The 24195-nt window shown below is 39.7% G+C and carries 23 protein-coding genes; 20 read left to right on the forward strand and 3 right to left on the reverse strand.

What is annotated here, in order from left to right:
* The 14 genes from NQZ71_RS08750 (at window position 1) to NQZ71_RS08815 (ending at window position 14224) form a co-directional block, all read left to right on the forward strand.
* Window positions 1-957: an AEC family transporter gene (locus NQZ71_RS08750; RefSeq protein WP_144452695.1), complete on the forward strand. Its 957-nt coding sequence runs from the start codon at window positions 1-3 to the stop codon at window positions 955-957.
* Window positions 958-1850: 893 nt separating this feature from the next.
* Window positions 1851-2051 (forward strand): cold-shock protein, encoded by a 201-nt coding sequence (locus tag NQZ71_RS08755; protein ID WP_127737529.1) that lies wholly within the window; start codon window positions 1851-1853, stop codon window positions 2049-2051.
* A gap of 91 nt (window positions 2052-2142) precedes the next feature.
* Complete coding sequence (locus NQZ71_RS08760) at window positions 2143-2865, forward strand: glycerophosphodiester phosphodiesterase (RefSeq protein WP_144452697.1); 723 nt, start codon at window positions 2143-2145, stop codon at window positions 2863-2865.
* A gap of 189 nt (window positions 2866-3054) precedes the next feature.
* Window positions 3055-4692 carry a sigma 54-interacting transcriptional regulator gene (locus tag NQZ71_RS08765; protein WP_275005852.1) on the forward strand — a complete coding sequence of 546 codons (1638 nt, stop codon included), beginning with the start codon at window positions 3055-3057 and terminating at the stop codon, window positions 4690-4692.
* Between the two features lie 29 nt (window positions 4693-4721).
* Window positions 4722-5828: a butyrate kinase gene (buk, locus tag NQZ71_RS08770; RefSeq protein WP_260055373.1), complete on the forward strand. Its 1107-nt coding sequence runs from the start codon at window positions 4722-4724 to the stop codon at window positions 5826-5828.
* The gene (gene lpdA, locus NQZ71_RS08775; protein WP_260055372.1) at window positions 5821-7242 is read left to right on the forward strand and encodes a dihydrolipoyl dehydrogenase; all 1422 of its coding nucleotides are present in this window, start codon (window positions 5821-5823) and stop codon (window positions 7240-7242) included. Before buk ends, lpdA begins: the two co-directional genes overlap by 8 nt.
* A gap of 53 nt (window positions 7243-7295) precedes the next feature.
* Window positions 7296-8288 (forward strand): thiamine pyrophosphate-dependent dehydrogenase E1 component subunit alpha, encoded by a 993-nt coding sequence (locus tag NQZ71_RS08780; protein ID WP_275006762.1) that lies wholly within the window; start codon window positions 7296-7298, stop codon window positions 8286-8288.
* A 14-nt stretch (window positions 8289-8302) separates the two neighbouring features.
* Complete coding sequence (locus NQZ71_RS08785; protein ID WP_275005848.1) at window positions 8303-9286, forward strand: alpha-ketoacid dehydrogenase subunit beta; 984 nt, start codon at window positions 8303-8305, stop codon at window positions 9284-9286.
* Between the two features lie 25 nt (window positions 9287-9311).
* Window positions 9312-10595, forward strand: coding sequence for a dihydrolipoamide acetyltransferase family protein (locus NQZ71_RS08790; protein ID WP_275005846.1), 1284 nt, complete (start codon window positions 9312-9314; stop codon window positions 10593-10595).
* A 110-nt stretch (window positions 10596-10705) separates the two neighbouring features.
* Window positions 10706-11143 carry a BrxA/BrxB family bacilliredoxin gene (locus NQZ71_RS08795; protein WP_144452707.1) on the forward strand — a complete coding sequence of 146 codons (438 nt, stop codon included), beginning with the start codon at window positions 10706-10708 and terminating at the stop codon, window positions 11141-11143.
* A 242-nt stretch (window positions 11144-11385) separates the two neighbouring features.
* Window positions 11386-12147 carry a transporter substrate-binding domain-containing protein gene (locus NQZ71_RS08800; protein WP_127737537.1) on the forward strand — a complete coding sequence of 254 codons (762 nt, stop codon included), beginning with the start codon at window positions 11386-11388 and terminating at the stop codon, window positions 12145-12147.
* An 85-nt stretch (window positions 12148-12232) separates the two neighbouring features.
* Entirely contained in the window at window positions 12233-12892 is a 660-nt protein-coding gene (locus NQZ71_RS08805; RefSeq protein ID WP_127737538.1) for an amino acid ABC transporter permease, read from the forward strand.
* Window positions 12885-13607, forward strand: coding sequence for an amino acid ABC transporter ATP-binding protein (locus NQZ71_RS08810; protein WP_127737539.1), 723 nt, complete (start codon window positions 12885-12887; stop codon window positions 13605-13607). The genes NQZ71_RS08805 and NQZ71_RS08810 overlap by 8 nt, the downstream gene beginning before the upstream one ends.
* 104 nt (window positions 13608-13711) lie before the next feature.
* Window positions 13712-14224, forward strand: a complete 513-nt coding sequence (locus tag NQZ71_RS08815) for a L,D-transpeptidase (protein WP_260055369.1) — start codon at window positions 13712-13714, stop codon at window positions 14222-14224.
* 57 nt (window positions 14225-14281) lie between these two features.
* Here NQZ71_RS08815 and prli42 read toward each other — a convergent pair whose 3' ends face one another.
* Complete coding sequence (gene prli42 / locus NQZ71_RS08820) at window positions 14282-14377, reverse strand: stressosome-associated protein Prli42 (protein ID WP_150908772.1); 96 nt, start codon at window positions 14375-14377, stop codon at window positions 14282-14284.
* A gap of 161 nt (window positions 14378-14538) precedes the next feature.
* Between prli42 and NQZ71_RS08825 the strand changes: the two genes are divergently transcribed.
* From NQZ71_RS08825 to gndA, 4 genes are all read left to right on the forward strand, one after another.
* Window positions 14539-15663, forward strand: coding sequence for a tripeptidase T (locus NQZ71_RS08825; RefSeq protein ID WP_260055368.1), 1125 nt, complete (start codon window positions 14539-14541; stop codon window positions 15661-15663).
* Window positions 15664-15887: 224 nt separating this feature from the next.
* Window positions 15888-16364: a chemotaxis protein CheW gene (locus NQZ71_RS08830; protein WP_317011679.1), complete on the forward strand. Its 477-nt coding sequence runs from the start codon at window positions 15888-15890 to the stop codon at window positions 16362-16364.
* Between the two features lie 21 nt (window positions 16365-16385).
* Window positions 16386-17645, forward strand: coding sequence for a DNA polymerase IV (locus NQZ71_RS08835; RefSeq protein ID WP_144452713.1), 1260 nt, complete (start codon window positions 16386-16388; stop codon window positions 17643-17645).
* 161 nt (window positions 17646-17806) lie between these two features.
* On the forward strand, window positions 17807-19216 hold the full coding sequence (gene gndA / locus NQZ71_RS08840) for an NADP-dependent phosphogluconate dehydrogenase (protein ID WP_144452715.1): 1410 nt from the start codon (window positions 17807-17809) through the stop codon (window positions 19214-19216).
* Window positions 19217-19265: 49 nt separating this feature from the next.
* Here the strand turns inward: gndA and NQZ71_RS08845 are convergent, their stop codons facing one another.
* On the reverse strand, window positions 19266-20375 hold the full coding sequence (locus tag NQZ71_RS08845; RefSeq protein WP_275005835.1) for a metallophosphoesterase: 1110 nt from the start codon (window positions 20373-20375) through the stop codon (window positions 19266-19268).
* Window positions 20376-20460: 85 nt separating this feature from the next.
* The gene (gene zwf / locus NQZ71_RS08850; protein ID WP_144452717.1) at window positions 20461-21966 is read right to left on the reverse strand and encodes a glucose-6-phosphate dehydrogenase; all 1506 of its coding nucleotides are present in this window, start codon (window positions 21964-21966) and stop codon (window positions 20461-20463) included.
* A gap of 388 nt (window positions 21967-22354) precedes the next feature.
* Between zwf and rnz the strand changes: the two genes are divergently transcribed.
* Together rnz and NQZ71_RS08860 are read left to right on the forward strand one after the other, a co-directional pair.
* Window positions 22355-23278, forward strand: a complete 924-nt coding sequence (gene rnz, locus NQZ71_RS08855) for a ribonuclease Z (RefSeq protein ID WP_317011737.1) — start codon at window positions 22355-22357, stop codon at window positions 23276-23278.
* 23 nt (window positions 23279-23301) lie between these two features.
* Window positions 23302-24093 (forward strand): SDR family NAD(P)-dependent oxidoreductase, encoded by a 792-nt coding sequence (locus NQZ71_RS08860; protein WP_317011680.1) that lies wholly within the window; start codon window positions 23302-23304, stop codon window positions 24091-24093.
* Window positions 24094-24195: the final 102 nt, after the last annotated feature.

Raw genomic sequence — 24195 nt, forward strand, 5'->3', positions numbered from 1 at the left:
ATGGGTATAGGTCAAATATTTATTATATTAATACCAATTTTCTTTGTCATTATTTTAGGATACTTGGCAGGATATTTTAAGAAGTTTGATGCAGCATCATCTAAAGGTTTGAACACACTTGTGACTAAGTTTGCGTTGCCTGCGCATTTATTTGTCGGGATTACAACAACTTCTAAACAAACTTTAATTGATAAATGGCCGTTCTTTGTAACGATGTTCATTGGAATTATCGGCTTCTATGTTGTACTTTTACTGATTTCACGTTTCGTATTTAAAACATCTACAACTCCTGCATCTATGTTTTCGTTAAATTCTACGCAGCCATCATTTGCATTTATGGGTATCCCTGTATTAGGGAGCATCTTTGGTGCAGATGCAGTTGCGATTCCTATTGCGATTACTGGTGTAGTAGTTAATGCGCTTCTTGATCCTTTGGCTAGTATTATCGGTACAATTGGCCAGTCAAGTGCCAATGCGAAGGAAAAGGGACAAAGCTTGTGGAAAGTAACGATTTCTTCTATCTTGCATGGATTGTCTGAACCACTTGCATGTGTACCGTTGCTTGGTGTCGTTTTAATTCTTTGCGGTTTCCATTCACCAGACATATTGGCAGACAGCTTAGACGAAATTGGTTCCATCACTTCAGGTGCTGCTTTGTTTGCAATTGGTGTAACAATCGGTATCCGTAATATTAAGTTTAGTAAAATTGCCATCGGTATTGCTTTCATTAAAGCAATCATTCATCCACTAGCGATGGTTCTGATTGCTCTTATGATGGGATTATCTAAAACAGATATGACAAATGCAATCCTATTGGTTGCTTTCCCAGGATCAGCAGTTGCTGCCATGATTGCAACTAGATTTGAGACATTGGAAGCTGAAACAGCATCCTCCTTTGTCCTGAGTGCTATCCTGTCCTTAATTACATTACCAATCTTCTTGTCCTGGTTAATGTGACGAAAAGACAAAAGATGGCTTGGGCATTAGTGTATAAGCTCTAAGTCGAAGAGGCTAGGACATAAGTAAGTGAACCAGCGTATAGACCGAACTACTTAATCAACTATTGATTAAGTAGTTCGGTTTTTTGTTTCTAGTTTAAATACAAAAAATCAGAAATTTTAGTGGAATGGAGCGGAGGCCACTCGACTCGGGGGAAATAGAGGAAAGGATGAGACCCCGCAGGCGAAGACGAGGAGGCTCCATACCTCCCCGCGGAAAGCGAGTGGGTGCAGCGCAATGAAACGAACTAACTTTAACTCAAAATTCTATTTAGACACAACCTTCATTTTCCAAACTTAGATGTAATTTCTATTATTCGTGTTTAGAAAGCTTATCTTTTGTTTTGTCCCAGCCTCTTTTTTATTTACTATGCTTTGTTTAAACCAATAATAGAACATCTTACTGAAAGGGAGCGGAGACCACTCGAATCCAGTGGGGGAAATAAGACGATTTAGACCGCGCAGGCTAAGAAGGAGGAGGCTACATTCCTCCCTGCGGACTCCTCGAGGGCGTGCGCTCTATGAACCGAACAAAGTTTCAAGGGTTACATTATTTATAAACAAACGGTCCTATGTTTATTAGATGAAATTATTATTCGTATTGAGATAGGAGAATTTTATTTTATCTTAGCCTCTTGTTATCGATTTTTTATAGCTAATTTGATTAAAAATGTAAATTTTTTTAAGCTTTTTGTAAACTTTGGTGGAAAAGTTTGCTTTCGGATGTTTAACCTGTTACTATAAAGGAGACTTATTTTTGTTCGAAGTATATAGTTAGGAAAACATTCTTTATTATTATGTAGAGCAAGGATAGTAATACATAGTGTGTGAAACACTTAGGAGGAAACAAAAATGGCTACAGGTAAAGTAAAATGGTTCAACGCTGAAAAAGGATTTGGTTTCATCGAAACTTCAGAAGGACAAGATGTATTCGTACATTTCAGTGCAATTCAATCTGAAGGTTTCAAAACTTTGGATGAAGGACAAGAAGTTTCTTTTGACATAGAAGAAGGACAACGTGGCCCACAAGCTGCTAACGTTACTAAAGCTTAATTAACTTCAACAAAAAAAGACTCTAACTTCTGTTAGAGTCTTTTTTACTACAATTTGAGTCTATATTATTCTAGTTTAGGAGTGTGTACCCATGACATTGATATTCGCCCATAGAGGTTATTCTGCGCGTTTTCCTGAAAATACAATGAGAGCGTTTATAGAGGCAGAAGGGACTTTAGCAAACGGGATAGAATTGGATGTTCAACTGACAAAGGACGGCGAGATAGTCGTTATTCATGATGAAACAGTGGATCGTACGACAAATGGAACTGGATATGTAGTAGACTATAATTATTCTGATTTAAGAAAATTACAAGCTTCCTATAAATTCACAGAAAATAATGTGCAAATACCCTCATTAAAAGAGGTGTTTGAATGGATGCAAAGCAACAACTTATTATGCAATATTGAATTTAAAAATAATAATGTCCCTTATGAAGGTCTGGAAGAGAAAACAATCGCACTTATAAGAGAATATGGGTTAAGTGACAGAATCATTTTTTCATCCTTTAATCATTATAGTATGGTGCACAGCTACCGAATTGCACCTGACATAGAGACAGCGGTACTTATGTCTGACAGGATATATCAGCCGTGGATTTACGCGGGGGCAATTAAAGCAAAAGGAATCCATCCAAATTATAAAAGGATTACTCTTTCTATGGTTGAGCAGGCTGAAAAAAATGGCATACATGTTAGACCATATACAGTGAACGATCCTAAAAAGATGAAAGAATTCATTCAAGCAGGCATTTCAGCAATCATTACAGATGAACCGATAGAAGCCAGGAAAATACTCGAAGCCCGTTTATAAAAGTGCGAACCTGTAAAAAATTGCAGGTTCTTTTTATTTTTATTAATGTAAGCGTTCTATACAGAGTAGTTGTCTGAATAAATAAATATTAAGAAAAAATTTGCATGGATTTGCAAAAGTGTTTATAGTATAGATATGAAATAAATTGCACGGTAGAAAATATGATGATGCAAAAAGTGAGGTTTTGCAATGGATCTGTCTTATCAATCAATAGAGCAATCCATCTTTCAGGAATTAAAAGAAGCTGTCATCCTGATTGATAAACACGGAAAAATCGTTTGCTATAACCAACAGGCTAAAGTTGTTGCTCAAAGTCAGCACAGCCGGGAATTATCTATGCATGCACATATTCTTGACGTATTTCCAAAAAGTGAACTGATGAGAGTTCTGCAGACAAAAAAGGCAGAAATAAGAAAGTTGTTTCGTCTAAATGACACACTGTCTGTTCACGTATCCCGTTTTCCGCTTTTAGATAATGCAGGGGAACTACTCGGAGCAGCCGCTATCATTCAACAGGACGGAGCTTCTGCAGAAAATAACTGGCAGATCGATGAATACATACAAGAAGGCATGCAGACAGTTTTGCAAAATACATCACAGGCTTTTGTAATTTTGAATGAGCACGGATTTACTATTTTGCAAAATCCTGCACACGAGAAATTTTTGCTCACGCTGCAAAAAGACAGTGCCGCAGAAGCTGTTTGGAAACAGAAGCTAGAAGAGGTGTGTAAGAAGACACTTCAAACAAGACGAATGGTCGAAGAGAAGATTAGGGGCGAATCAATGGAAGGCAGTGTTAAATGTCTTCCTAACTTAATAGATGGTGTGCTGAAGGGCTGTATTCTGTTCATTGACCACAATATGGAGCAAGCGGAGCTGAGGAAGAAACTAGAGCAATCAAGAAGGATTATTCGCGCACTGGAAACGCAAAGCCGGTTCAAGGATTTTACGATAAACTCTGCGAGAATGAAAATGGCAGTCCAGCAAGGGAAAATTGCTGCAGATATGGATTATCCCGTTTTTTTGAGAGGGGCTGCAGGAACTGGCAAGAAGATGCTTGCAAATGCCATTCATAATGACGGGAAAAGAAGATATCAAGCATTTACTGTTGTTGATTGTTTGAAGGATGAGGGAAAGCTTGCAGACTATTTGGGCAGGATGAGTAGTAAGGATATTTCCAGTCATCCGCAAGGAACCGTATATTTTAAAAATATTACAGCATTACCCTTGAACCAACAAATGCAGCTGCATCAAATTGCTCTTAACAGTCAGGGAAATGCAGCTGTCTACCGTTTGATTGTTTCCTCTGATGTAAATGTAGAAACAGCTATGATAGAAGGCGCCTTCCAGAAAGAGCTTTATTATGACCTGTTGCAAACAAGCATCCATATGCCAGCATTAAAAGAAAGAAAAGAAGACATCGCTCCACTTGTGGAAGAGTGGATTCAGATTGGCAATGAGGAATATGGTAGCTGTATAACGTCCATTGACCCAGCAGCAATGGAAGTGCTGCAAAATTTCCCATACAATAATAATTTCAAAGAATTGCGGGCAAGTTTAGAGCATTCACTTGCAAAATTAGATAGAGGGACAACTACATTAAGTGTTAGTCATCTTGCTTTTTTTGCCAATGCTAAGAACAACCAAGAAGAAAGTAATCCTGATACTGGGGATAAGCCTCTTTCTGAGCTGGTTGAAGAATATGAAAAGGTCATTATAAAAAAGACAATGGCGGAGCTTGATGGTAATAAGACACTTACTGCAAAAAAATTAGGCTTATCCGTTCGGAATTTATATTATAAATTGGAAAAATACCAATTGAACTAGCTGCTAATAAAAGGGGAGGATTGTCAAAGATGAAGAAAAAACATCGCATATTAATCATAAATCCGAAAGCGGATGCAACTGCTATTGCATTATATGAGAATGAAGTACCCATCTTTGAACAATCTATCATACAGGAGGATACAAAAGGTTATTCTGCTGTCTCGCTTCAAGCACCAGCTCGGACCAAAAAAATTCTTGATTTTCTTTTGTCAGAAGGCATTAACCTATCCAAAATTAATGCTGTTGCCGGAAGAGGCGGGCTGCTAAAGCCGATTAAAGGCGGTACATACATGGTTAACGACGAGATGCTAGAAGACCTGAGAGCTGGTGAAAGAGGAGAGCACGCCTCCAATTTAGGAGGAATTATTGCTGCAGACATTGCTAGTGGATTGAATATCCCTGCATTTATTGTTGACCCTGTTGTCGTTGATGAGCTAGATGATGTAGCAAGGATATCAGGCTATCCACTCATCTCAAGAAAAAGTGTATTTCATGCACTGAATCATAAAGCATGCGGAAGAAGAGCTGCCATGGAGCTTGGCAAGCGCTATGAGGACTGTCATTTTATTGTGGCACATCTTGGCGATGGGATTACGATAGGGGCGCACAAGCAAGGCAAGGTCATTGACGTGAATAATGGTTTGAATGGAGAAGGCCCTTTCAGTCCTGAAAGAGCAGGCAGCCTCCCACACGGAGATTTGATCGACCTTTGCTATTCAGGTAAGTACAGCTATAAGGAAATGAAAGAGCAATTGCTGTACCATGCAGGGATTTCAGGCTATTTAAATAAGAACGATCTCACCCAATTAGAGGAAGGCATGAAGGATGGGAGCGAGCAGGATGAACTCATTTTCCGTGCGTTAGCGTATCAAGTAGCGAAGGAAATCGGGAGTGCGAGCACGGTCCTGTCAGGCCAAATTGACGCGATTATTTTAACTGGGGTGATGGCATACAGCCATTTACTCGTTGATGAAATTGTGAAAAGAACAAATTGGATTGCAGATGTGTTTACATATCCAGGTGAAAATGACATGCAATCACTTGCGAACGGCTGTTTACGTGTACTTCGCGGTGAAGAGCAAGCAAAAGAATATACACATAAAGTTGGAAAACAGGAGAGTGAATTATATGGCTAATGAATATGATTTAGTTATTTTAGGCGGAGGTACTGGCGGCTATGTTGCCGCAATCCGCGCCTCCCAATTAGGTCTTAAAACAGCCATCGTGGAAAAAAGCAAGCTTGGCGGAACATGCCTGCATAATGGCTGTATTCCAAGCAAAGCATTATTGAGAAGTGCGGAAGTTTATGCCACTGCAAAAAAAGCGGAGGACTTTGGTGTACTTACGAGTAATGTGAGTCTTGACTTTGGAAAAGTTCAAGCGAGAAAGGCTGGGATTGTCCAAAAGCTTCATAGTGGTGTGCAATATTTAATGAAAAAAGGCAAAATAGACGTTTATGAAGGAAACGGAAGAATCCTCGGTCCATCCATCTTCTCACCAATACCAGGAACCATTTCGGTGGAAATGAATAATGGAGAAGAAAATGAAATGCTGCTTCCAAAAAACGTCATAGTTTCAACGGGTTCAAGGCCAAATGCATTGCCAGGACTAGACGTTGATGGAAAGTATGTTCTTAGCTCTGAGGAAGCATTGAAAATGGAGGAGCTTCCTAAATCCATTCTAATTGTTGGCGGCGGTGTTATTGGAGTGGAGTGGGCTTCCATGCTTGCTGATTTTGATGTCGATGTTACGGTAATTGAATATAGTAACACCATTGTTCCTACGGAAGATAAAGAAATCAGCTTAGAGCTGAAAAAACAGCTGGAAAAGAAGGGCGTTAAGGTCGTTACAGGTGCTAAAGTACTGTCTGAGACATTAGAGAAAAAAGAACAAGTTTCAATCCAAGCCGAAATCAAGGGCGAAAAGGTATTTTTTGCTGCTGAAAAGGTGCTTGTGTCGGTTGGCAGAATTGGCAATGTAGAAGGCATTGGGTTAGAGAATACAGATATTATTGTGAACAATAATAAAATAGAAGTTAATGACCATTTCCAAACAAAGGAATCTCATATTTACGCGATTGGTGATGTAATCGGAGGTCTGCAGCTTGCCCATGTTGCTTCTCACGAAGGATTGAAGGCTGTCGAACACATTGCAGGATTAACGCCAGAGCGTCTCGATTATCAAAAAATCGCTAAATGTATTTATACACATCCGGAAGTAGCAAGCATTGGTTATTCTGAGGAAGAGGCTATTGCTAAGGGCTTTGCTATTAAAAAAGGAAAGTTTTCCTTCCAAGCAATCGGTAAGGCATTGGTGCATGGCGAACAGGAAGGCTTTGTCAAAATAATCGCAGACCGCAAAACAGATGACATATTGGGTGTTCATATTATTGGTCCACATGCTACAGATATGATTTCAGAAGCGGCACTTGCGATGGTGCTTGATGCGGCTCCGTGGGAAATTGGAGCAACCATACATCCTCACCCGACATTGTCGGAAGCAATTGGAGAGGCTGCACTTGCAGTCGATGGAAAGGAGATACACGGATGATGCAAATAGTAGGGGATAATAAAGTAAGACAAGGAAATGTAGGAGGTAATAAAATGGTAGAAAAACGCCATTTACAGGCAGGATTAACGGATGAGCAAGTACTTGAAATGTATAGATATATGCTGCTGGCACGCCGCATTGATGAAAGGATGTGGCTGTTAAATCGTTCAGGTAAAATTCCTTTTGTTGTTTCATGCCAAGGGCAAGAAGCAGCTCAAGTAGGTACAGCATTTGCTTTTGACAGGGCGAAAGATTATTCGTTGCCGTATTATCGTGATTTAGGGGTTGTGCTTGCATTCGGACAAACACCTAAGGAAATTATGCTGCAAGGGTTTGCGAAGGCAGAGGACCCGAACTCAGGCGGCAGACAAATGCCAGGACATTTCGGACAAAAGAAAAACCGGATCGTGACAGGCTCTTCACCTGTAACAACACAGGTTCCTCATGCTGTCGGAATTGCGTTGGCAGGAAAAATCGAGAAAAAAGACTTTGTTACCTATGTGAGCTTTGGAGAAGGATCTTCCAATCAGGGTGATTTCCATGAAGGAGCCAATTTCGCTGGAGTGCATAAACTCCCAGTCATTTTCGTTTGCGAAAATAATAAATATGCTATTTCTGTTCCAATTGAAAAGCAATTGGCTTGTGAAAATGTTTCTGACAGAGCAATCGGATACGGCATGCCTGGTTATACAGTCGATGGTAACGATCCGATTGAAGTATACCGTGTCACAAAAGAAGCGGTTGACAGAGCAAGAAGAGGCGAAGGACCAACTTTGATTGAGACAGTATCATACCGCTTAACGCCTCACTCTTCTGACGATGATGACAGAGCATACAGAGGTCGTGAAGAAGTGGCAGAAGCAAAAGCGAAGGATCCAGTGATTACATTCAAGCAATACTTATTAGACACAGGCGTTCTGACAGAAGAAATGGATAAAGAGCTTAATGCTGACATGATGCAAATCATTGATGATGCAACAGAATATGCAGAAAAAGCTCCATATGCAAAACCTGAAGATGCGATGAATTATGTGTACGGGAATTAAGGGGGAAAGAAATAATGGCAGTTATTTCATATATTGATGCAGTTACTATGGCCATCAGAGAAGAGATGGAAAGAGATGATAAGGTATTTATTTTAGGTGAGGATGTTGGCGTTAAAGGCGGCGTATTTAAGGCAACAACCGGATTATATGAGCAGTTTGGTGAAGCAAGAGTCATTGATGCACCACTGGCAGAGTCTGCGATTGCAGGTGTTGGAATTGGTGCGGCAATGTATGGAATGAAGCCGATTGCTGAAATGCAGTTTGCTGATTTCATTATGCCTGCAGTTAACCAAATAGTCTCAGAGGCGGCAAAAATCCGCTATCGCTCGAACAATGACTGGACTTGTCCTATCGTTATTCGTGCACCATACGGCGGAGGTATCCATGGCGCTCTTTATCATTCCCAATCAGTGGAAGCGATGTTTGCGAACACACCTGGTTTGAAAATTGTTATGCCTTCTACACCTTATGATGTGAAGGGACTATTAAAAGCAGCTGTCCGCGACCCTGATCCTGTATTGTTCTTTGAGCATAAACGTGCCTATCGTTTGATTAAAGGCGAGGTGCCAGAAGACGATTATGTGCTGCCGATCGGTAAGGCAGATGTGAAGCGTGAGGGCGAGGATATCACTGTCATTACATACGGATTATGTGTGCATTTTGCATTACAGGCAGCAGAAAAGCTTGCTGAAGACGGGATTTCTGCACATGTATTGGATTTACGCACTGTTTATCCGCTTGATCAAGAAGCAATTATTGAGGCTGCTTCAAAAACAGGAAAGGTACTCCTAATTACAGAGGACAACAAAGAAGGAAGTATCATTAGTGAAGTTGCAGCGATTATTGCTGAAAATTGCCTATTTGACTTAGATGCGCCGATTATGAGACTTGCAGGTCCAGATATCCCAGCAATGCCTTATGCGCCAACAATGGAAAAACACTTCATTATCAGCCCAGAAAAAGTCGAAAATGCAATGCGTAAGCTGGCAGAATTTTAATCGGCTAAGGATAAGGAGGGATACTATGTCCAGTGAAAAAATAACAATGCCAAAGCTTGGTGAAAGCGTAACAGAGGGAACAATCAGCAAATGGCTGGTTTCTGTCGGTGACACTGTCAAGAAGTATGAACCATTGGCTGAGGTAATGACAGATAAAGTAAATGCAGAAATACCATCATCCTTTACTGGAAGTGTCAAGGAGCTGATAGCAGGTGAAGGAGACACACTGCAGGTTGGTGAAGTCATCTGTATCCTTGATGTCGAAGGAGAAGAAGAAGTAACAGTAGTAACTGCAAGCAAGCAAAACGCTGAGAGCAGCAGCAAGGAGGAGAATTCTGTTTCTAATAAATCCAGATATTCTCCAGCTGTGCTTCGTCTGTCACAGGAGGCGGGTCTTGACCTGAGCCAGATAAAAGGCACGGGAATGGGTGGAAGAATTACAAGGAAGGACGTCCAAGCTGCTATTAGCGGAGGACAGAAGCCACAGCAGGATTTACAAGTTCCTACAACAACAGCACCAGTCGTGCAAAAGGAACCACAAACAGAGCCTGTCGTAACTCAAGCGCCTACCCAGCAAATGGAGCCAGTCGTGCAAATACAGACTTCTCCTGGAGATGTGGAGATTCCGGTAACTGGTATCCGCAAGGCTATTGCTGCTAATATGAAAAAGAGCAAGCATGATATACCGCATGCATGGACGATGATTGAAGTGGATGCAACGAAGCTAGTGAATTACCGCAATGAAGTGAAGGATTCCTTCAAAAAGGACGAAGGCTATAATCTTACATATTTTGCGTTCTTTGTTAAGGCAGTTGCCCAAACATTGAAGGAATTCCCGGAAATCAACTCAACATGGGCAGGCGATAAGATTATCCGCAAAAAGGATATTAATATCTCAATCGCTGTTGCAACAGAAGCTGCTTTATACGTGCCAGTGATTAAAAATGCAGATGAAAAGTCGGTAAAAGGTATTGCCAGAGAGATTACAGAGCTTGCCGCTAAAGCAAGAAAGGGTACATTGCAGCTTCACGAAATGGAAGGCGGCACCTTTACTGTTAATAATACTGGCTCATTCGGTTCTGTTCAGTCTATGGGGATTATTAATCATCCGCAAGCAGCCATATTACAAGTAGAATCCATTGTCAAAAGACCTGTTATTAAGGATGGCATGATTGCGATTAGTGATATGGTAAATCTATGCATGTCACTTGACCATCGTGTGCTTGACGGGTTGGTGTGCGGAAGATTTATGCAGCGCCTGAAGGAAAGAATAGAAAACACAACAAAAGAATCAACGCCAATCTATTAATGGGATGTAATCATATTTATTGAAAGTTACATGTCAATTGATAATAATAAGGTATGATGATTGATTTGGACAATTATGTTCTAAACAAATATATCGGAGGGGGCAAAATAATGAATATCGATTTCAATTTATTCATGAACGATGTTGTTCGCCAAGCACGCCAAGACATGGAAGAAGCAGGTTATAAAGAGCTTACTACACCTGAATCAGTGGATGAGGCATTCGCTAAAAAAGGAACGACATTAGTGTTGGTCAATTCTGTTTGCGGATGTGCAGGAGGCATTGCCCGTCCAGCTGCAGGATATTCGTTGCATTATAAAAAGAAACCAGATCATTTAGTGACAGTATTCGCAGGTCAGGATAAGGAAGCAACAGAAAAAGCAAGAGCCTACTTCACAGGATATCCGCCATCCTCTCCATCCTTCGCATTGTTAAAGGATGGGCAAATCGTAAAAATGGTAGAGCGCCATGAAATCGAAGGACATGATCCAATGGAAGTAGTTGGCAAGCTGCAGCATGCATTTGAAGAATATTGTGACGAAGTATAAGCTCGGAGCAATAGGACAAAAAAGCAGAGGAGAAATCCTCTGTTTTTTTCTTTGGAAACTTTTTCAGAAAAATAGTTCTATTCTATCTATCAGAAATTTATTTTTTTAATGAATTTGTATAAAGTGTATTGAATAATTATAAGTTTGTGTTAAAATTCATATAGTTGTATGAATATAAATCTCATGAGAACAGAAAATCATCGCGAAAAATACATCATTATGATTATAGGGGGAAAACTTTAATGAAGAAACTAATGGCACTTATGCTTTTAATGATAGCAATTCTAGCAGGTTGTGGTACTAGCTCAGACAGTGAGGGATCTGACAAGAAAGAGCTTATTATGGGAACATCTGCGGACTATCCTCCGTTTGAATACATCGATTCAGCGAAAAGTGAGGAAATCATCGGATTTGATATTGATTTAGCAAATGCACTTGGTGAAAAACTAGGCTATACAATTAAAGTGAAAGATTTTGATTTCAGCGGCTTGATTCCGGCAATCCAAGCAGGTCAAGTAGACTTGGTCATGTCAGGAATGTCACCAACACCTGAAAGAAAAGAAAATGTTGATTTCAGTGATATTTACTATACGGCACAAGATTTAGTAATCACGAAAAAAGACAGCAATATTAACAGCGTAGAAGATTTAAAAGGTAAAACAATCGGCGTACAGCTTGCATCCATCCAAGAAGATGCTGCGAAAGAAATCGCAAAAAACGTGGATGTGAAAGTGGAAAACCGTGACCGTATTCCACAATTGGTTGAAGAAATTAAAGCTGGCAGATTCGATGCTGCAATCATTGAAGATGTGGTAGCACAAGGATATTTGAAAAAGGATGATTCTTTGAGCTCATTCACTGCTACAGAGGCAAATGATGATGCAGGTTCTGCAATCGCGTTCCCGAAAGACAGCTCGATGACAAAAGAGTTCAATACTGAATTGAATAAAATGAAAGAAAACGGCGAATTAGATAAGTTAATTGTTAAATGGTTTGGTAACTAATATAAATAAATAGCTTAAATAAGAAAAACGTTTAAAGAGGCACTCTTTAACGTTTTCTTATTTTTTGAAAGGATTGAGTTATAGAATGGAATTGGATTTTCAACAGTTTATTCCATCCCTTCCTTTTCTATTAAAAGGAATTACTGTTACATTAAAAATTGTATTTGTTGCCGGGATTTTGGGCTTTGTATTAGGTATTGTTCTATCAATTTTAAAAATAAGCAAATTTCCAGTATTAAGCTGGATTGCTGATGCGTATACATCTATTTTCAGAGGAACACCGCTAGTCCTTCAATTAATGATTATTTATTACGGTACACCGCAAATTACTGGTGTGCAAATTGAACCGGCAGCTGCTGCAATTCTGTCATTTGGATTAAACTCCGCAGCATATATTTCTGAAATTATCCGTGCAGGTATTCTTGCTGTTGATAAAGGTCAGAAAGAAGCGGCACTTGCTCTTGGAGTTAACAACAGACAAGCTATGTTTGATTTAATCCTTCCACAAGCACTGAAAAACATCTTTCCAGCACTTATAAACGAAGCAGTATCTCTGACAAAAGAATCAGCGATTGTTACTGTTATTGGTGTTACGGATATTATGAGACGAGCTTATATAATGGGTGGAGACAAATTTTCCTACTTCGAACCATTATTGTTGGCAGGGGTAATTTATTATGTAATGGTAATGGTACTGACATTGCTTGCGAAGGTTCTTGAAAGGAGAATGAGAAGAAGTGATTAATGTTCAACAATTGCATAAATCATTCGGTTCCTTACATGTCTTGAAAGGAATCTCAACAGAAATAAAAAAAGGCGAGGTTGTGACAATTATTGGACCATCTGGTTCTGGTAAATCCACTTTCCTGCGCTGCTTGAATTTATTAGAGGTGCCTACTGAGGGTAAAATTTTCATTGATAATGTGGAAGTTACTGCTAAGAAGGCTAATATAAAAAAAATGAGAGAAAATGTCGGTATGGTGTTCCAGCATTTTCATCTTTTCCCGCATAAGACTGTATTGCAAAACGTTACGTATGCACCAATTAAGGTAAAAGGCATCAGCAAATCAGATGCTGAAAAGCTTGGGATGGAATTGCTTACAAAAGTTGGCCTTGCTGAAAAAGCCAATGAATATCCTAGTCGTCTTTCAGGCGGGCAAAAACAAAGGGTAGCTATTGCCAGAGCACTTGCAATGAACCCTGAGGTGATTTTGTTCGATGAACCAACTTCAGCACTTGACCCTGAAATGGTTAAAGAAGTTCTGGAAGTAATGAAGTCTCTTGCGAATACAGGGATTACAATGTTGATTGTGACACATGAAATGGGATTTGCAAGAGAAGCTGCAAGCAGAGTTTTGTTCCTTGACGAAGGATCAGTTGTTGAAGATGCACCACCTGCTGAGTTTTTCTCCAATCCAAAAAGCGCAAGAGCAAAAGAATTTCTGGAAAAAATGCTTTAATCCTAAAAGCTGTCTTGATACAAGACAGCTTTTTTTCTATCCTACAAAAACTGGTATAAAAACAAGATGCGGGCACACACTATAAACTAAAAAGGGTGAGTGTCATGCTGAAGTTCTTGGCATTTATGCTGCTGGGATTATCCCCGCTCTGGCCTCTGGGAGATAATCCCTTGCCAGGAGATCCATTCGTTATCATCAATAAAAGTACAAACGAATTGACGCTAATTGATGATAATCGAGTGCAGACCGTTATTAGTGTCGCGACAGGAAAAAGGGATGAGCTGACCCCAGAGGGCTTGTTCACCGTCACAGTAAAAGCGGAGAATCCTTATTACCGGAAGAAGAATATTATGGGTGGAGACTCAAAAAACCCACTTGGCACGAGATGGATTGGATTCGATGCTGAAGGAACAGACGGAAGAACATATGGAATTCACGGGACAAATAATCCTGCTTCCATTGGTCATTATGTGTCTGAAGGCTGTGTGAGAATGCAAAATGAGGTAATTGAATCCATTTTTCAAACAGTACCACTTGGAACAAAAGTATTAATTACTGATTCTAAACAAGGCTCAGAAGCGCTAGCAATTGAATACGGAGCAATTAATCATGAATGAGTTAGAAAATAATAAAAAAAGCTGATTTTAGCCTATTGCGCTAAAATCAGCTTTTTTTTAGAATAACATACCTATGCCAATCAGCAAGGTTGATAGTAACATGATGAAAATCATTAAGTAGACTACGAATTTCTGAAATTTTTTATTTCTCATAAATTCCTCCAATTACTCTCTCTATGTCCTTTTATTTTACTAGGAAAAGCATAAAGTAACAACTATAAAGAAATTTCCAACAAACTTAGAGATTATATTTCAAACATTTGCTACTTTAGGTGTATACTAATAAAGTGAGTAATTATTTGGAGGAACGAAATATGATTAATAATGAACGTTTATTGAACCAATTTTTGGAGCTTGTACAGGTTGATTCTGAAACAAAATATGAAAAAGAAATTTGTGCATTGCTTAAAAGTAAATTCGAGGCACTTGGATTAGACGTATTTGAAGATGATACGACAGCTGTAACTGGCCATGGTGCGGGGAACTTGATTTGTACCCTTCCAGGTACTGTTGAAGGAGCAGATCCGATTTATTTCACTTCGCATATGGATACAGTAGTACCAGGCGTTGGTATTAAGCCTTCCATTAAGGATGGGTATGTTGTAACAGACGGCACGACTATTTTGGGTGCTGACGATAAAGCAGGTCTTGCAGTTATGCTGGAGGTTATCACTGTTTTGAAAGAGCAGTCTATCCCGCATGGTACGATTCAGTTTGTTATTACAGTTGGGGAAGAGTCAGGTTTGGTTGGTGCAAAAGCTCTTGATCCATCATTGGTAAAGGCTAAATACGGCTATGCATTAGACAGTGATGGAAGCGTTGGTAATATTGTCGTTGCTGCACCAACACAAGCAAAGGTGAAAGCAACAATTCTTGGCAAAACAGCGCATGCCGGTGTAGCGCCTGAAAAGGGTATTTCTGCTATTACTATTGCGTCAAAAGCAATTTCTAAAATGCCGCTTGGCAGAATAGACAGTGAGACAACAGCAAATATCGGACGTTTTGAAGGCGGACAGCAAACAAACATCGTTTGTGACCATGTGGAAATATTAGCAGAAGCTCGTTCCTTGATTGCTGAGAAAATGGAAGCTCAAGTGGAAAAAATGAAGAATGCATTTGAGTCTGCTGCTAAAGAAATGGGTGGCCAGGCGATTGTTGATGTGGAAGTGATGTATCCAGGCTTTAAGTTCGGTGAAGGTGACCATGTTGTTGAGGTTGCTCGTAAAGCTGCAGCGAAAATCGGCAGAAGCTGTGAATTACAGCAAAGCGGTGGCGGAAGTGACGCTAATGTCATTTGTGGTTTTGGTATTCCTACAGTGAACCTTGCTGTTGGCTATGAGGATATACATACAACAAATGAAAGAATGCCGATTGAAGAATTGAATAAATTGGCGGAAATGGTTGTAGCAATCATTGAGGAAGTTGTAGCAAGTAAATAATAGAGCAGAAGCACTTCCCCTTTTATGGGGAAGGCTTTTTTATTTAAATTACTATTCAGAAATAATAGGCGAAATATTGGAGGATAATGTCTTGCCCGTTTGCTTAAGCAGGAATTAGGCTTTTTTATAGAGGAAATCAATGAAAATTAGTATAATAATACTAGGTAGATTTCGAAATTATTGATTTTACATAAAAGTTTATAGAGAAAGCGGGAGAAAAACGAATGATAGAAGCTATAGATAAAGCCGTTATATTTCAAGTAGCAGGTGGAGAATACGCTATTTCCATTCAGGATGTTATATCAATTGAAAAAGAGGAGAATATAACTAGTGTTGCCCAGCTGCCATCATATGTAATTGGTATAACGAAGGTGCGAGATGAGCTTATACCAGTGATTGATCTTGAAAATATCCTGTATAACAAAACATCAACTTCATCAGAGCATAACAGACTTATTGTCATCAGACAGGAGGAACTGTCATTTGCTGTCCTTGTTCATGCAGCGAAAGAAATAATTGATGTGAAAGCCGAAATGATCAAGCAAGCTGGCCTGTCCGTTTACCAAAAGACAAGTTATTTTACTGGTGTTTTAAACGTAGAGGATGATCGCTTAATTATGATGATTGATCCGAAAAATTTACTTGATTCACTTGCAGGCCTCAACGATATCAAGGATTATATGAATAAACAGCCTGTGTAAAGATGAGGATTGGTGGGTGCTATGAAGGAGTTCTATCCGAAAAAAGGCAGAGTAATTTTGCATGTTGATATGAACAGTTTTTATGCATCTGTAGAAATGGCATATGACCCTGAATTAAAAGGAAAGCCACTTGCTATCGCTGGAAATGTGGAGGAACGAAAAGGGATTATTATCACTTGCAGCTATGAGGCCAGAAAATTTGGCGTGAAAACAACGATGCCTTTATGGGAAGCGAAAAAACTGTGTCCCAATATGATTATTAAGAAGCCGCAGTTTGACAGATATCGAACAGCTTCTGTTGCCATGTTTGATATTTTGCGTGAGTTTACCGATTTAGTTGAGCCTGTTTCAATTGATGAGGGTTATCTTGATATTACAGAGAGTTATGAATTTGGAACACCGCTAGAAATAGCGGAAACCATTCAAAAAAGAATATACGACAGACTCGATTTACCATGCAGTATTGGGATTGCTCCTAATAAATTTCTTGCAAAAATGGCGTCGGATTTCAAGAAACCAATGGGGATCACGGTTTTGCGGAAAAGAGATGTTCCTTCTGTGCTTTGGCCACTTGCTGTGGAGGAAATGCACGGAATTGGCAAGAAGACAGGCGAAAAGCTTAGGAGCCAGGGGATTGATACAATTAAGGCCCTTGCAGAGGCTGATTCTATCCAGCTGAAGGGATTACTTGGTATTAATGGGCCACGGCTTAAGGATCGAGCAAATGGTATTGACAACAGACATGTCGATCCGCAAAGTGCAAATGAATTTAAAAGTATCGGTAACTCGACAACACTTGCTAAGGATACATCAAACCAGCAGGAGCTATTTCTTACTATAGCTGAGCTGGCACATAAGGTCGCGACGCGCATGAAGCGCAAGAAAGTCCACACAAAGGGGATAAGCATTACAATCCGTTATAGTAACAGAAAGAACTTTTCAAAAAGCAAAAAGCTGAATAATCCACTTAAGTCAGAAAGTGATTTAATAGAGGTCAGCAAGGAATTATTTCTGCAGGGCTGGAATGGAAATCCTATTAGACTGCTTGGTATTACTGCGACAGACTTAGTAGAAAATGACCATGTTGCAAAACAGCTAGACTTGTTTTCATTTGAGAAGGAAGCGGAAAAAGAACCGTTATGGAAAACGATTGAACAGCTGAAGGAGAAGTATGGCACGAAGATTATTGAACCTGCCTCTGAGCGAAACGGTATATCAAAATCTGACGAAGATGTCGGTACTCAAACCAGTTTTAACAAAGATTTCCTTCAAGGAAAGTAGTTTTTAAGATAATTTGCTTTTTGAGAAAATTTTTTTCAAAATTTCGATGAAAGTTTGTTTGGAATGAGCTAGAATAGTTGTATAAATAGTAGAATCTTGCTAAAGTAAAGTGAATTCAACTATAAAGCTAAGGATACATAGTTTAGAAGGGACGTTAAAAGATGACAAAACAGCAATTTGGGGTTATTGGTTTAGCAGTAATGGGTAAAAACCTTGCTATGAACATCGAAAGCAGGGGCTATACTGTTTCAGTATTCAACCGTTCTAAAGAAAAAACGGAAGAAATGCTGCAAGAAACAGAAGGCAAAAACATTTTCGGAACATACACAATGGAAGAGTTTGTGCAATCATTGGAAGTGCCTCGCAAAATCATGCTTATGGTTAAAGCCGGCCCAGCAACTGATGCTACAATCGAACAATTAAAGCCATTGCTTGATAAAGGCGACATTGTTATTGATGGAGGAAACACTTTCTTCGTAGATACGCAACGACGCAACAAAGAATTAAGTGAGCTTGGAATCCACTTTATCGGAACAGGTGTATCCGGCGGAGAAGAGGGAGCTCTTAAAGGGCCTTCTATCATGCCTGGTGGACAAAAAGAAGCTTATGAGCTTGTAGCTCCTATCTTCCAAGATATTTCCGCTAAAGTGAACGATGAGCCTTGTACAACATACATCGGTCCAGATGGTGCTGGCCACTATGTAAAAATGGTTCATAACGGAATTGAATATGGAGATATGCAATTAATCTGTGAAGCATACTTCATCATGAAGCATGTTCTTGGCCTTGAAGCTCAAGAATTGCATGAAGTGTTTGCTGACTGGAACAAAGGCGAGCTTGACAGCTACTTGATCGAAATCACTGCAGATATCTTCACTAAAGTGGATGAAGAAACTGGTAAGCCACTAGTAGACTTGATCCTTGACACTGCAGGCCAAAAAGGTACTGGTAAATGGACAAGCCAAAGTGCATTAGACTTAGGTGTTCCGCTTCCAATGATTACTGAATCAGTATTTGCACGTTTCATTTCTGCAATGAAAGACGAACGTACAAAAGCTAGCAAAGTATTGACTGGACCAGAAATCAAAGCATTTACTGGCGATAAAGCAGCATACATTGAGTCTGTTCGCAAAGCGCTATACTTGAGCAAGATTGTTTCTTATGCGCAAGGTTTCGCGCAAATGAGAGCTGCATCTGAAGAGTATAACTGGGATCTTAACTACGGTGAGATTGCGATGATTTTCCGTGGAGGCTGCATTATCCGTGCACAATTCCTACAAAAAATCAAGGATGCTTATGACCGTGACCCAGAATTGAAAAACCTATTGCTTGATCCTTACTTCAGCGATATCACAGAGCAATACCAATCTGCTCTTCGCGAAGTAATTTCAGGTGCTGTATTAAACGGTATTCCTGTACCAAGCTTTGCTGCTGCACTAGCTTACTTTGACAGCTACCGTACAGAAACACTTCCAGCAAACCTTCTTCAAGCACAACGTGACTATTTCGGTGCACACACATACCAACGCACTGATAAAGAAGGCGTATTCCACACTAACTGGATGAAATAATAAGCCAAACAAAAAAACACCTATATGGTGTTTTTTTGTTTGCTTGCTTTTATACAAATTCAATATCAATACATACAATTTCTGAACGGCTTCCTAAACGAATCGGAGGTCCCCAAAAGCCATATCCAGATGATACAATTGCATGAAGCTGCTCCTTTTGTTTATAGCCCCAATCGAGTTCAAATACCCTTCTAGTAATTAAATGATTTGGTGCCATTTGACCTCTATGTGTATGGCCAGATAAGGATAAATCGATACCCTCCTCCATTGCTTGCACTAACTCTGCAGGCTGGTGATCCATCATAATCACAGGGAAATCGGCAGGTTTTTGTTTCACCAGTTCCTTGATAGGCAAGCGCTTTTTATCTGTCTTATCCTTTCTGCCAACCAGGATAAACCGGTCATCTATTACTTCTGTCTCATCCATTAATATCTTTACACCGACACGATTCATTTCCTCCAAAAACTCCGGAATTTTATTGCCATAATATTCATGGTTTCCTAGCACGCCGTAAATTCCTAAGGGAGCAGTTAATTCCATCATTTTATCGCCCATTCTTTTACGAAGGAAAGGAATAGGGTCATCGTCAATAATATCTCCTGGAAAAAGAATAATATCTGGTGTCAATCCATTGATTTGCTCAACTAAACGGTTTAAATGAGCATTGCCTGAAAGTGTGCCGAAATGCATATCTGATGCCATTGCTATTCTCAGCTTACTTGGTTTTGCTGCTGTTTTAGGGATCATAAGCTCATATTGTTTGACAACAGGGGAATACGCATTATAGCTCCCGGCTATCAGTAAATAGGCAAATACTATAAAGGTGGCAATCCCGACTATAGCAATTGTTTTATCAGCATCTGTATATCGTGAAATAATGTATGCTATCAAGTCAGCTAATGGTAGGATAAGGACAGCATACTGAAGAAAACCGAGCCAGTAAGAACCGACAATTCGGAATACAGGAATGGACCGAATGAGATGGCCGGCAAAATACGAATAAGCGACGATAAGCAGTAAAGCTGTTAAAACAGGAACATATACATTCGGCAGCAATACCTCGAGCCATGTGAAGATATTCCAGCCAATATATAAAATAATTAAATTATACAGAAGAAACATGAGTAAGAACTGCAAGACTATTTTTGTTTTTCCCATCAAACTTCCAAACTCCCATCATTTTATAAGTACATAAAAACGTGAAATCGAGGATTTCACGTTTTTGATATTGTTATAATTATAATCAGCAAACATCTACTTCAAACTGGCTAAGTGGCCACCAGAAGAAGCCATCCTTTTCAAGCAGTTCGTCTGCTTCCTTCGGTCCCATGCTGCCTGCAGCGTAGTTAGGGAAGTTTTCAGCAGTTGTGCTTGACCATGCTTGTGAGATTTTATCAACATAGCTCCAAGAAAGAGCTACCTCGTCCCAGTGGGTAAAGTTAGTTGCATCGCCATGAATGCTGTCATCAATCAGCTTTTCATATGCTTCAGGTGTATTGATGCTTGCAATGCCTGTGTTTGCATAGCTTAATTTAATTGGTGTAGCTTCCATATTTTGACCAGCTTTTTTAGCGTTTAAATGCAAGGTAATGCCTTCTTCTGGCTGAATATGAATAACAAGCAAGTTTGGAGTAAGTGCTTGATCTTTTTTATCGTAAAGGTTCATTGGAATGTCCTTGAACTGAACAACTATTTTTGTAGATTTTGATTCAAGGCGTTTTCCTGTACGGATATAAAAAGGCACTCCAGCCCAACGGAAGTTATCGATCATGACTTTTCCGGCTACAAATGTTTCTGTTTGTGATGCTGGATTAACCATTTGTTCTTCTCTGTAGCCTGGTACCTCTTGGTCTTCGACAAGTCCTTCTCCATACTGGCCTCTGACAAAGTAGTTCTTTACGTCTTCCCCTTCAACAGGGCGCATCGCACGGAACACTTTAACCTTCTCAGAACGGATTTCATCAGGTGTTAGACGAATAGGCGGCTCCATTGCAAGCAACGCAACCATTTGCAAGATATGGTTTTGCACCATATCACGAAGTGCTCCGCTAGTTTCATAGTATCTGCCTCGTTCTTCAACACCCAAAACTTCACTTGAAGTAACTTGAATATTGCTGATATAGCGGTTATTCCAAAGGTTTTCAAAAATGGCATTAGAGAAACGGATCGTTTCAATATTTTGTACCATTGCTTTACCTAAATAATGGTCAATGCGGTATACTTCATTTTCAGCAAATGCTGTCCGGATTTGTTCGTTCAGTTCTTTTGCTGATTCAAGGTCATGGCCAAATGGCTTTTCGATGATAAGGCGTTTAAAGCCTGAAACATCTGTAAGACCATCCTGTTTAAGATGGATAGCGATTGGGCCAAAGAATTCAGGTGCCATTGCCAGATAGAACACACGGTTTCCACCTAAACTGTATTTGTTATCCAGGTCGTCCGCGATGTTTTTCAAAGCAGCATATGAGCTGGAATCTGTAACATCATGTGAATGGTAGCAGAAGTGAGAAGCAAATGCTTCTAAATCCTTGCTTCCATCAATCGCTTCAGCGACAGAGTTCTGTACATTTTGTTTGAACTGCTCATCCGTTAACGTTCTTCTTCCTACACCGACTACAGCAAAGCGGGAAAGCTTGCCTTTTTGATACAAACGGTAAAGGGAAGGAAACAGCTTTCTGTTTGCCAAATCTCCAGTTGCCCCAAAAATCATGATTAACGCAGTAGAATGTTGATTTTGATTCACGTACATGGACCTCTTTTCTATATATATGTATGGATCTCAATGCTTTTATCTCCAATGGTGTTGATCTTGCCATGTTTTTTCTATGGTAAGCATCTTACAGGTATAGAATTTTAGCTGACTAAAATCATTTTAGCAAATATTATGTTTGAATATTTGAAAATTTTAATAAGTAGGCAGCCGCCATATCGATACCTAAAAAATATGTTATCTTTTTAGATATTACATGATAATAGGGAAACTTACTAGGAAAAAGTTTTAATATATTTGGATTAGGTCATTTTTTGCATTATACTGCTAGTATCAACGGTTATTTTGTGCAAATTATACAATGTTAGCATACCTAACCTCTTATAAAGGTAAACAAGAGAAAAAGAGAAAGAAGTGAATGGTTTTTATGCAATTAACATTTTTAGGCACTGGTGCTGGAATACCAGCAAAAGCGAGGAATGTGACAAGCATCGCGTTAAAGCTGCTTGAGGAAAAAGGGAGCATTTGGTTATTTGATTGTGGTGAAGCGACACAGCATCAAATTTTACATACAAATATTAAGCCGCGAAGAGTGGAAAAGGTGTTTATTACTCACCTCCATGGTGATCATATATACGGTTTGCCAGGCTTTTTGGCAAGCAGGTCCTTTCAAGGCGGAGAAACCCCACTGACTGTTTATGGTCCAAAAGGCATTGCAGACTATATTGCTGTCAGCTTGAAGGTCAGTCAAACTTATTTGAAATATGAACTGAATATAGTCGAAGTAAATGAGGGCATTATTTTAGACGATGATCAGTTTTATGTCGAAGCGAAAATGCTAGAGCATGGTGTGCAAAGCTTTGGTTATCGAATTGTCGAGAAGGTTCGGCCAGGCGCTCTTTTGACGGAAAAATTGGCGGAAATGGGAGTTAAGCCTGGACCACTATTCAGAGAAATTAAAGCAGGCAAGGAAGTAACCCTTGATAATGGTACCATCATTGACGGGAAGGACTTTGTTGGGCCTAGTATAAAAGGTAGAATAGTTACTATTCTCGGTGATACTAGAAGCTGTTGTGCTGCTGTAGAGCTGGCAAAGGCTGCAGATGTTTTAGTGCATGAAGCTACATTTTCAGAAAAGGAAGCGGCCATAGCGGGCGAGTATTACCATTCAACAGCAGGACAAGCCGCTTCGAATGCGAAGGAAGCAGGCGCAAAATTCTTGATTCTTACACATATCAGTGCGAGATACGATACAGTAGAAACTTTGCTAGAGGAGGCACAAGCAATCTTTCCGGCTTCATCTGTAGCGGAGGACTTTAAAGAGTATGAGATTCCAGCTTATAAAGAATAGCAAGTAAATGAAGAGGTGAAGCGATGAGAGACTTACAAGGCAAGAATATTATTATTACAGGTGCGTCCTCCGGAATCGGAGAAAGGCTGGCTGAGAATGCAGCAAGGCTCGGTGCTAGACCAATACTTATTGCAAGATCAGAAGACAAGCTGAAGGAAATTGCGGCGAGAATACAGAAAGAGACAGCAGCAGAGCCCCTTTATTTTGTGTTGGATGTAAGTGATTTGACGATGGTTCATGAGGTTTTTACAGAAATATATAAAAAGGTAGGCTTTGTCGATATTCTCGTTAACAATGCTGGCTTTGGCATTTTTGAGTATTTGCATGAAACAAATATGCAGGACATGGAAAGGATGTTTGCAGTAAATGTGCTCGGTCTTATTTCGTGTACAAAAGAGGTTTTACCATCTATGCTGCAGGAAAACAAAGGGCATATTATTAATATTGCTTCACAAGCCGGCAAGCTTGCGACAGCAAAATCGTCTGGTTATTCTGCAACAAAGCATGCTGTTTTAGGCTTTACGAATAGTCTCCGGATGGAGGTAGCGAAAACTGCTATAAATGTAAGTGCTGTTAATCCAGGGCCGATTGATACGAACTTCTTTGAAGTAGCAGATAAGTCCGGCAACTATGTAAAGAATGTGCAGAAATTTATGCTTACAACAGAATACGTTGCGGACCGTATTACGGCACTGCTTTTAAAGCCAAAAAGAGAGCTGAACCTGCCAGGGTGGATGAATGCAGGCAGTATCCTGTACAGTTTATTTCCGCGCATAGCAGATCGGGTGATGGGCGGTATGCTTGATAAAAAATAATTCCTCTTATTTAAAATGGGGGGAGTCTGTTTATAATCATAGACTGTATCTTATAATTTCATACAGGTCTGGTTGAAGTAATATCCATTTGCACAGCAGTTC

Origin of the sequence: Niallia taxi (assembly GCF_032818155.1) — a bacterium.
GTDB classification, from domain to species: Bacteria; Bacillota; Bacilli; order Bacillales; family Cytobacillaceae; genus Niallia; species Niallia taxi_A.

Bases quoted from the DNA above. Each gene is read 5' to 3' on its own strand.
- NQZ71_RS08780 (WP_275006762.1), top strand. From the start codon at position 7,296: ATGGTAGAAAAACGCCATTTACAGGCAGGATTAACGGATGAGCAAGTA.
- NQZ71_RS08845 (WP_275005835.1), bottom strand. From the start codon at position 20,375: ATGGGAAAAACAAAAATAGTCTTGCAGTTCTTACTCATGTTTCTTCTG.
- buk (WP_260055373.1), top strand. From the start codon at position 4,722: ATGAAGAAAAAACATCGCATATTAATCATAAATCCGAAAGCGGATGCA.
- lpdA (WP_260055372.1), top strand. From the start codon at position 5,821: ATGGCTAATGAATATGATTTAGTTATTTTAGGCGGAGGTACTGGCGGC.
- gndA (WP_144452715.1), top strand. From the start codon at position 17,807: ATGACAAAACAGCAATTTGGGGTTATTGGTTTAGCAGTAATGGGTAAA.
- NQZ71_RS08800 (WP_127737537.1), top strand. From the start codon at position 11,386: ATGAAGAAACTAATGGCACTTATGCTTTTAATGATAGCAATTCTAGCA.
- NQZ71_RS08835 (WP_144452713.1), top strand. From the start codon at position 16,386: ATGAAGGAGTTCTATCCGAAAAAAGGCAGAGTAATTTTGCATGTTGAT.
- NQZ71_RS08750 (WP_144452695.1), top strand. From the start codon at position 1: ATGGGTATAGGTCAAATATTTATTATATTAATACCAATTTTCTTTGTC.
- NQZ71_RS08765 (WP_275005852.1), top strand. From the start codon at position 3,055: ATGGATCTGTCTTATCAATCAATAGAGCAATCCATCTTTCAGGAATTA.
- NQZ71_RS08830 (WP_317011679.1), top strand. From the start codon at position 15,888: ATGATAGAAGCTATAGATAAAGCCGTTATATTTCAAGTAGCAGGTGGA.
- zwf (WP_144452717.1), bottom strand. From the start codon at position 21,966: ATGTACGTGAATCAAAATCAACATTCTACTGCGTTAATCATGATTTTT.
- NQZ71_RS08785 (WP_275005848.1), top strand. From the start codon at position 8,303: ATGGCAGTTATTTCATATATTGATGCAGTTACTATGGCCATCAGAGAA.
- NQZ71_RS08860 (WP_317011680.1), top strand. From the start codon at position 23,302: ATGAGAGACTTACAAGGCAAGAATATTATTATTACAGGTGCGTCCTCC.
- NQZ71_RS08815 (WP_260055369.1), top strand. From the start codon at position 13,712: ATGCTGAAGTTCTTGGCATTTATGCTGCTGGGATTATCCCCGCTCTGG.
- prli42 (WP_150908772.1), bottom strand. From the start codon at position 14,377: ATGAGAAATAAAAAATTTCAGAAATTCGTAGTCTACTTAATGATTTTC.
- NQZ71_RS08790 (WP_275005846.1), top strand. From the start codon at position 9,312: ATGTCCAGTGAAAAAATAACAATGCCAAAGCTTGGTGAAAGCGTAACA.
- NQZ71_RS08825 (WP_260055368.1), top strand. From the start codon at position 14,539: ATGATTAATAATGAACGTTTATTGAACCAATTTTTGGAGCTTGTACAG.
- NQZ71_RS08755 (WP_127737529.1), top strand. From the start codon at position 1,851: ATGGCTACAGGTAAAGTAAAATGGTTCAACGCTGAAAAAGGATTTGGT.
- rnz (WP_317011737.1), top strand. From the start codon at position 22,355: ATGCAATTAACATTTTTAGGCACTGGTGCTGGAATACCAGCAAAAGCG.
- NQZ71_RS08760 (WP_144452697.1), top strand. From the start codon at position 2,143: ATGACATTGATATTCGCCCATAGAGGTTATTCTGCGCGTTTTCCTGAA.
- NQZ71_RS08795 (WP_144452707.1), top strand. From the start codon at position 10,706: ATGAATATCGATTTCAATTTATTCATGAACGATGTTGTTCGCCAAGCA.
- NQZ71_RS08805 (WP_127737538.1), top strand. From the start codon at position 12,233: ATGGAATTGGATTTTCAACAGTTTATTCCATCCCTTCCTTTTCTATTA.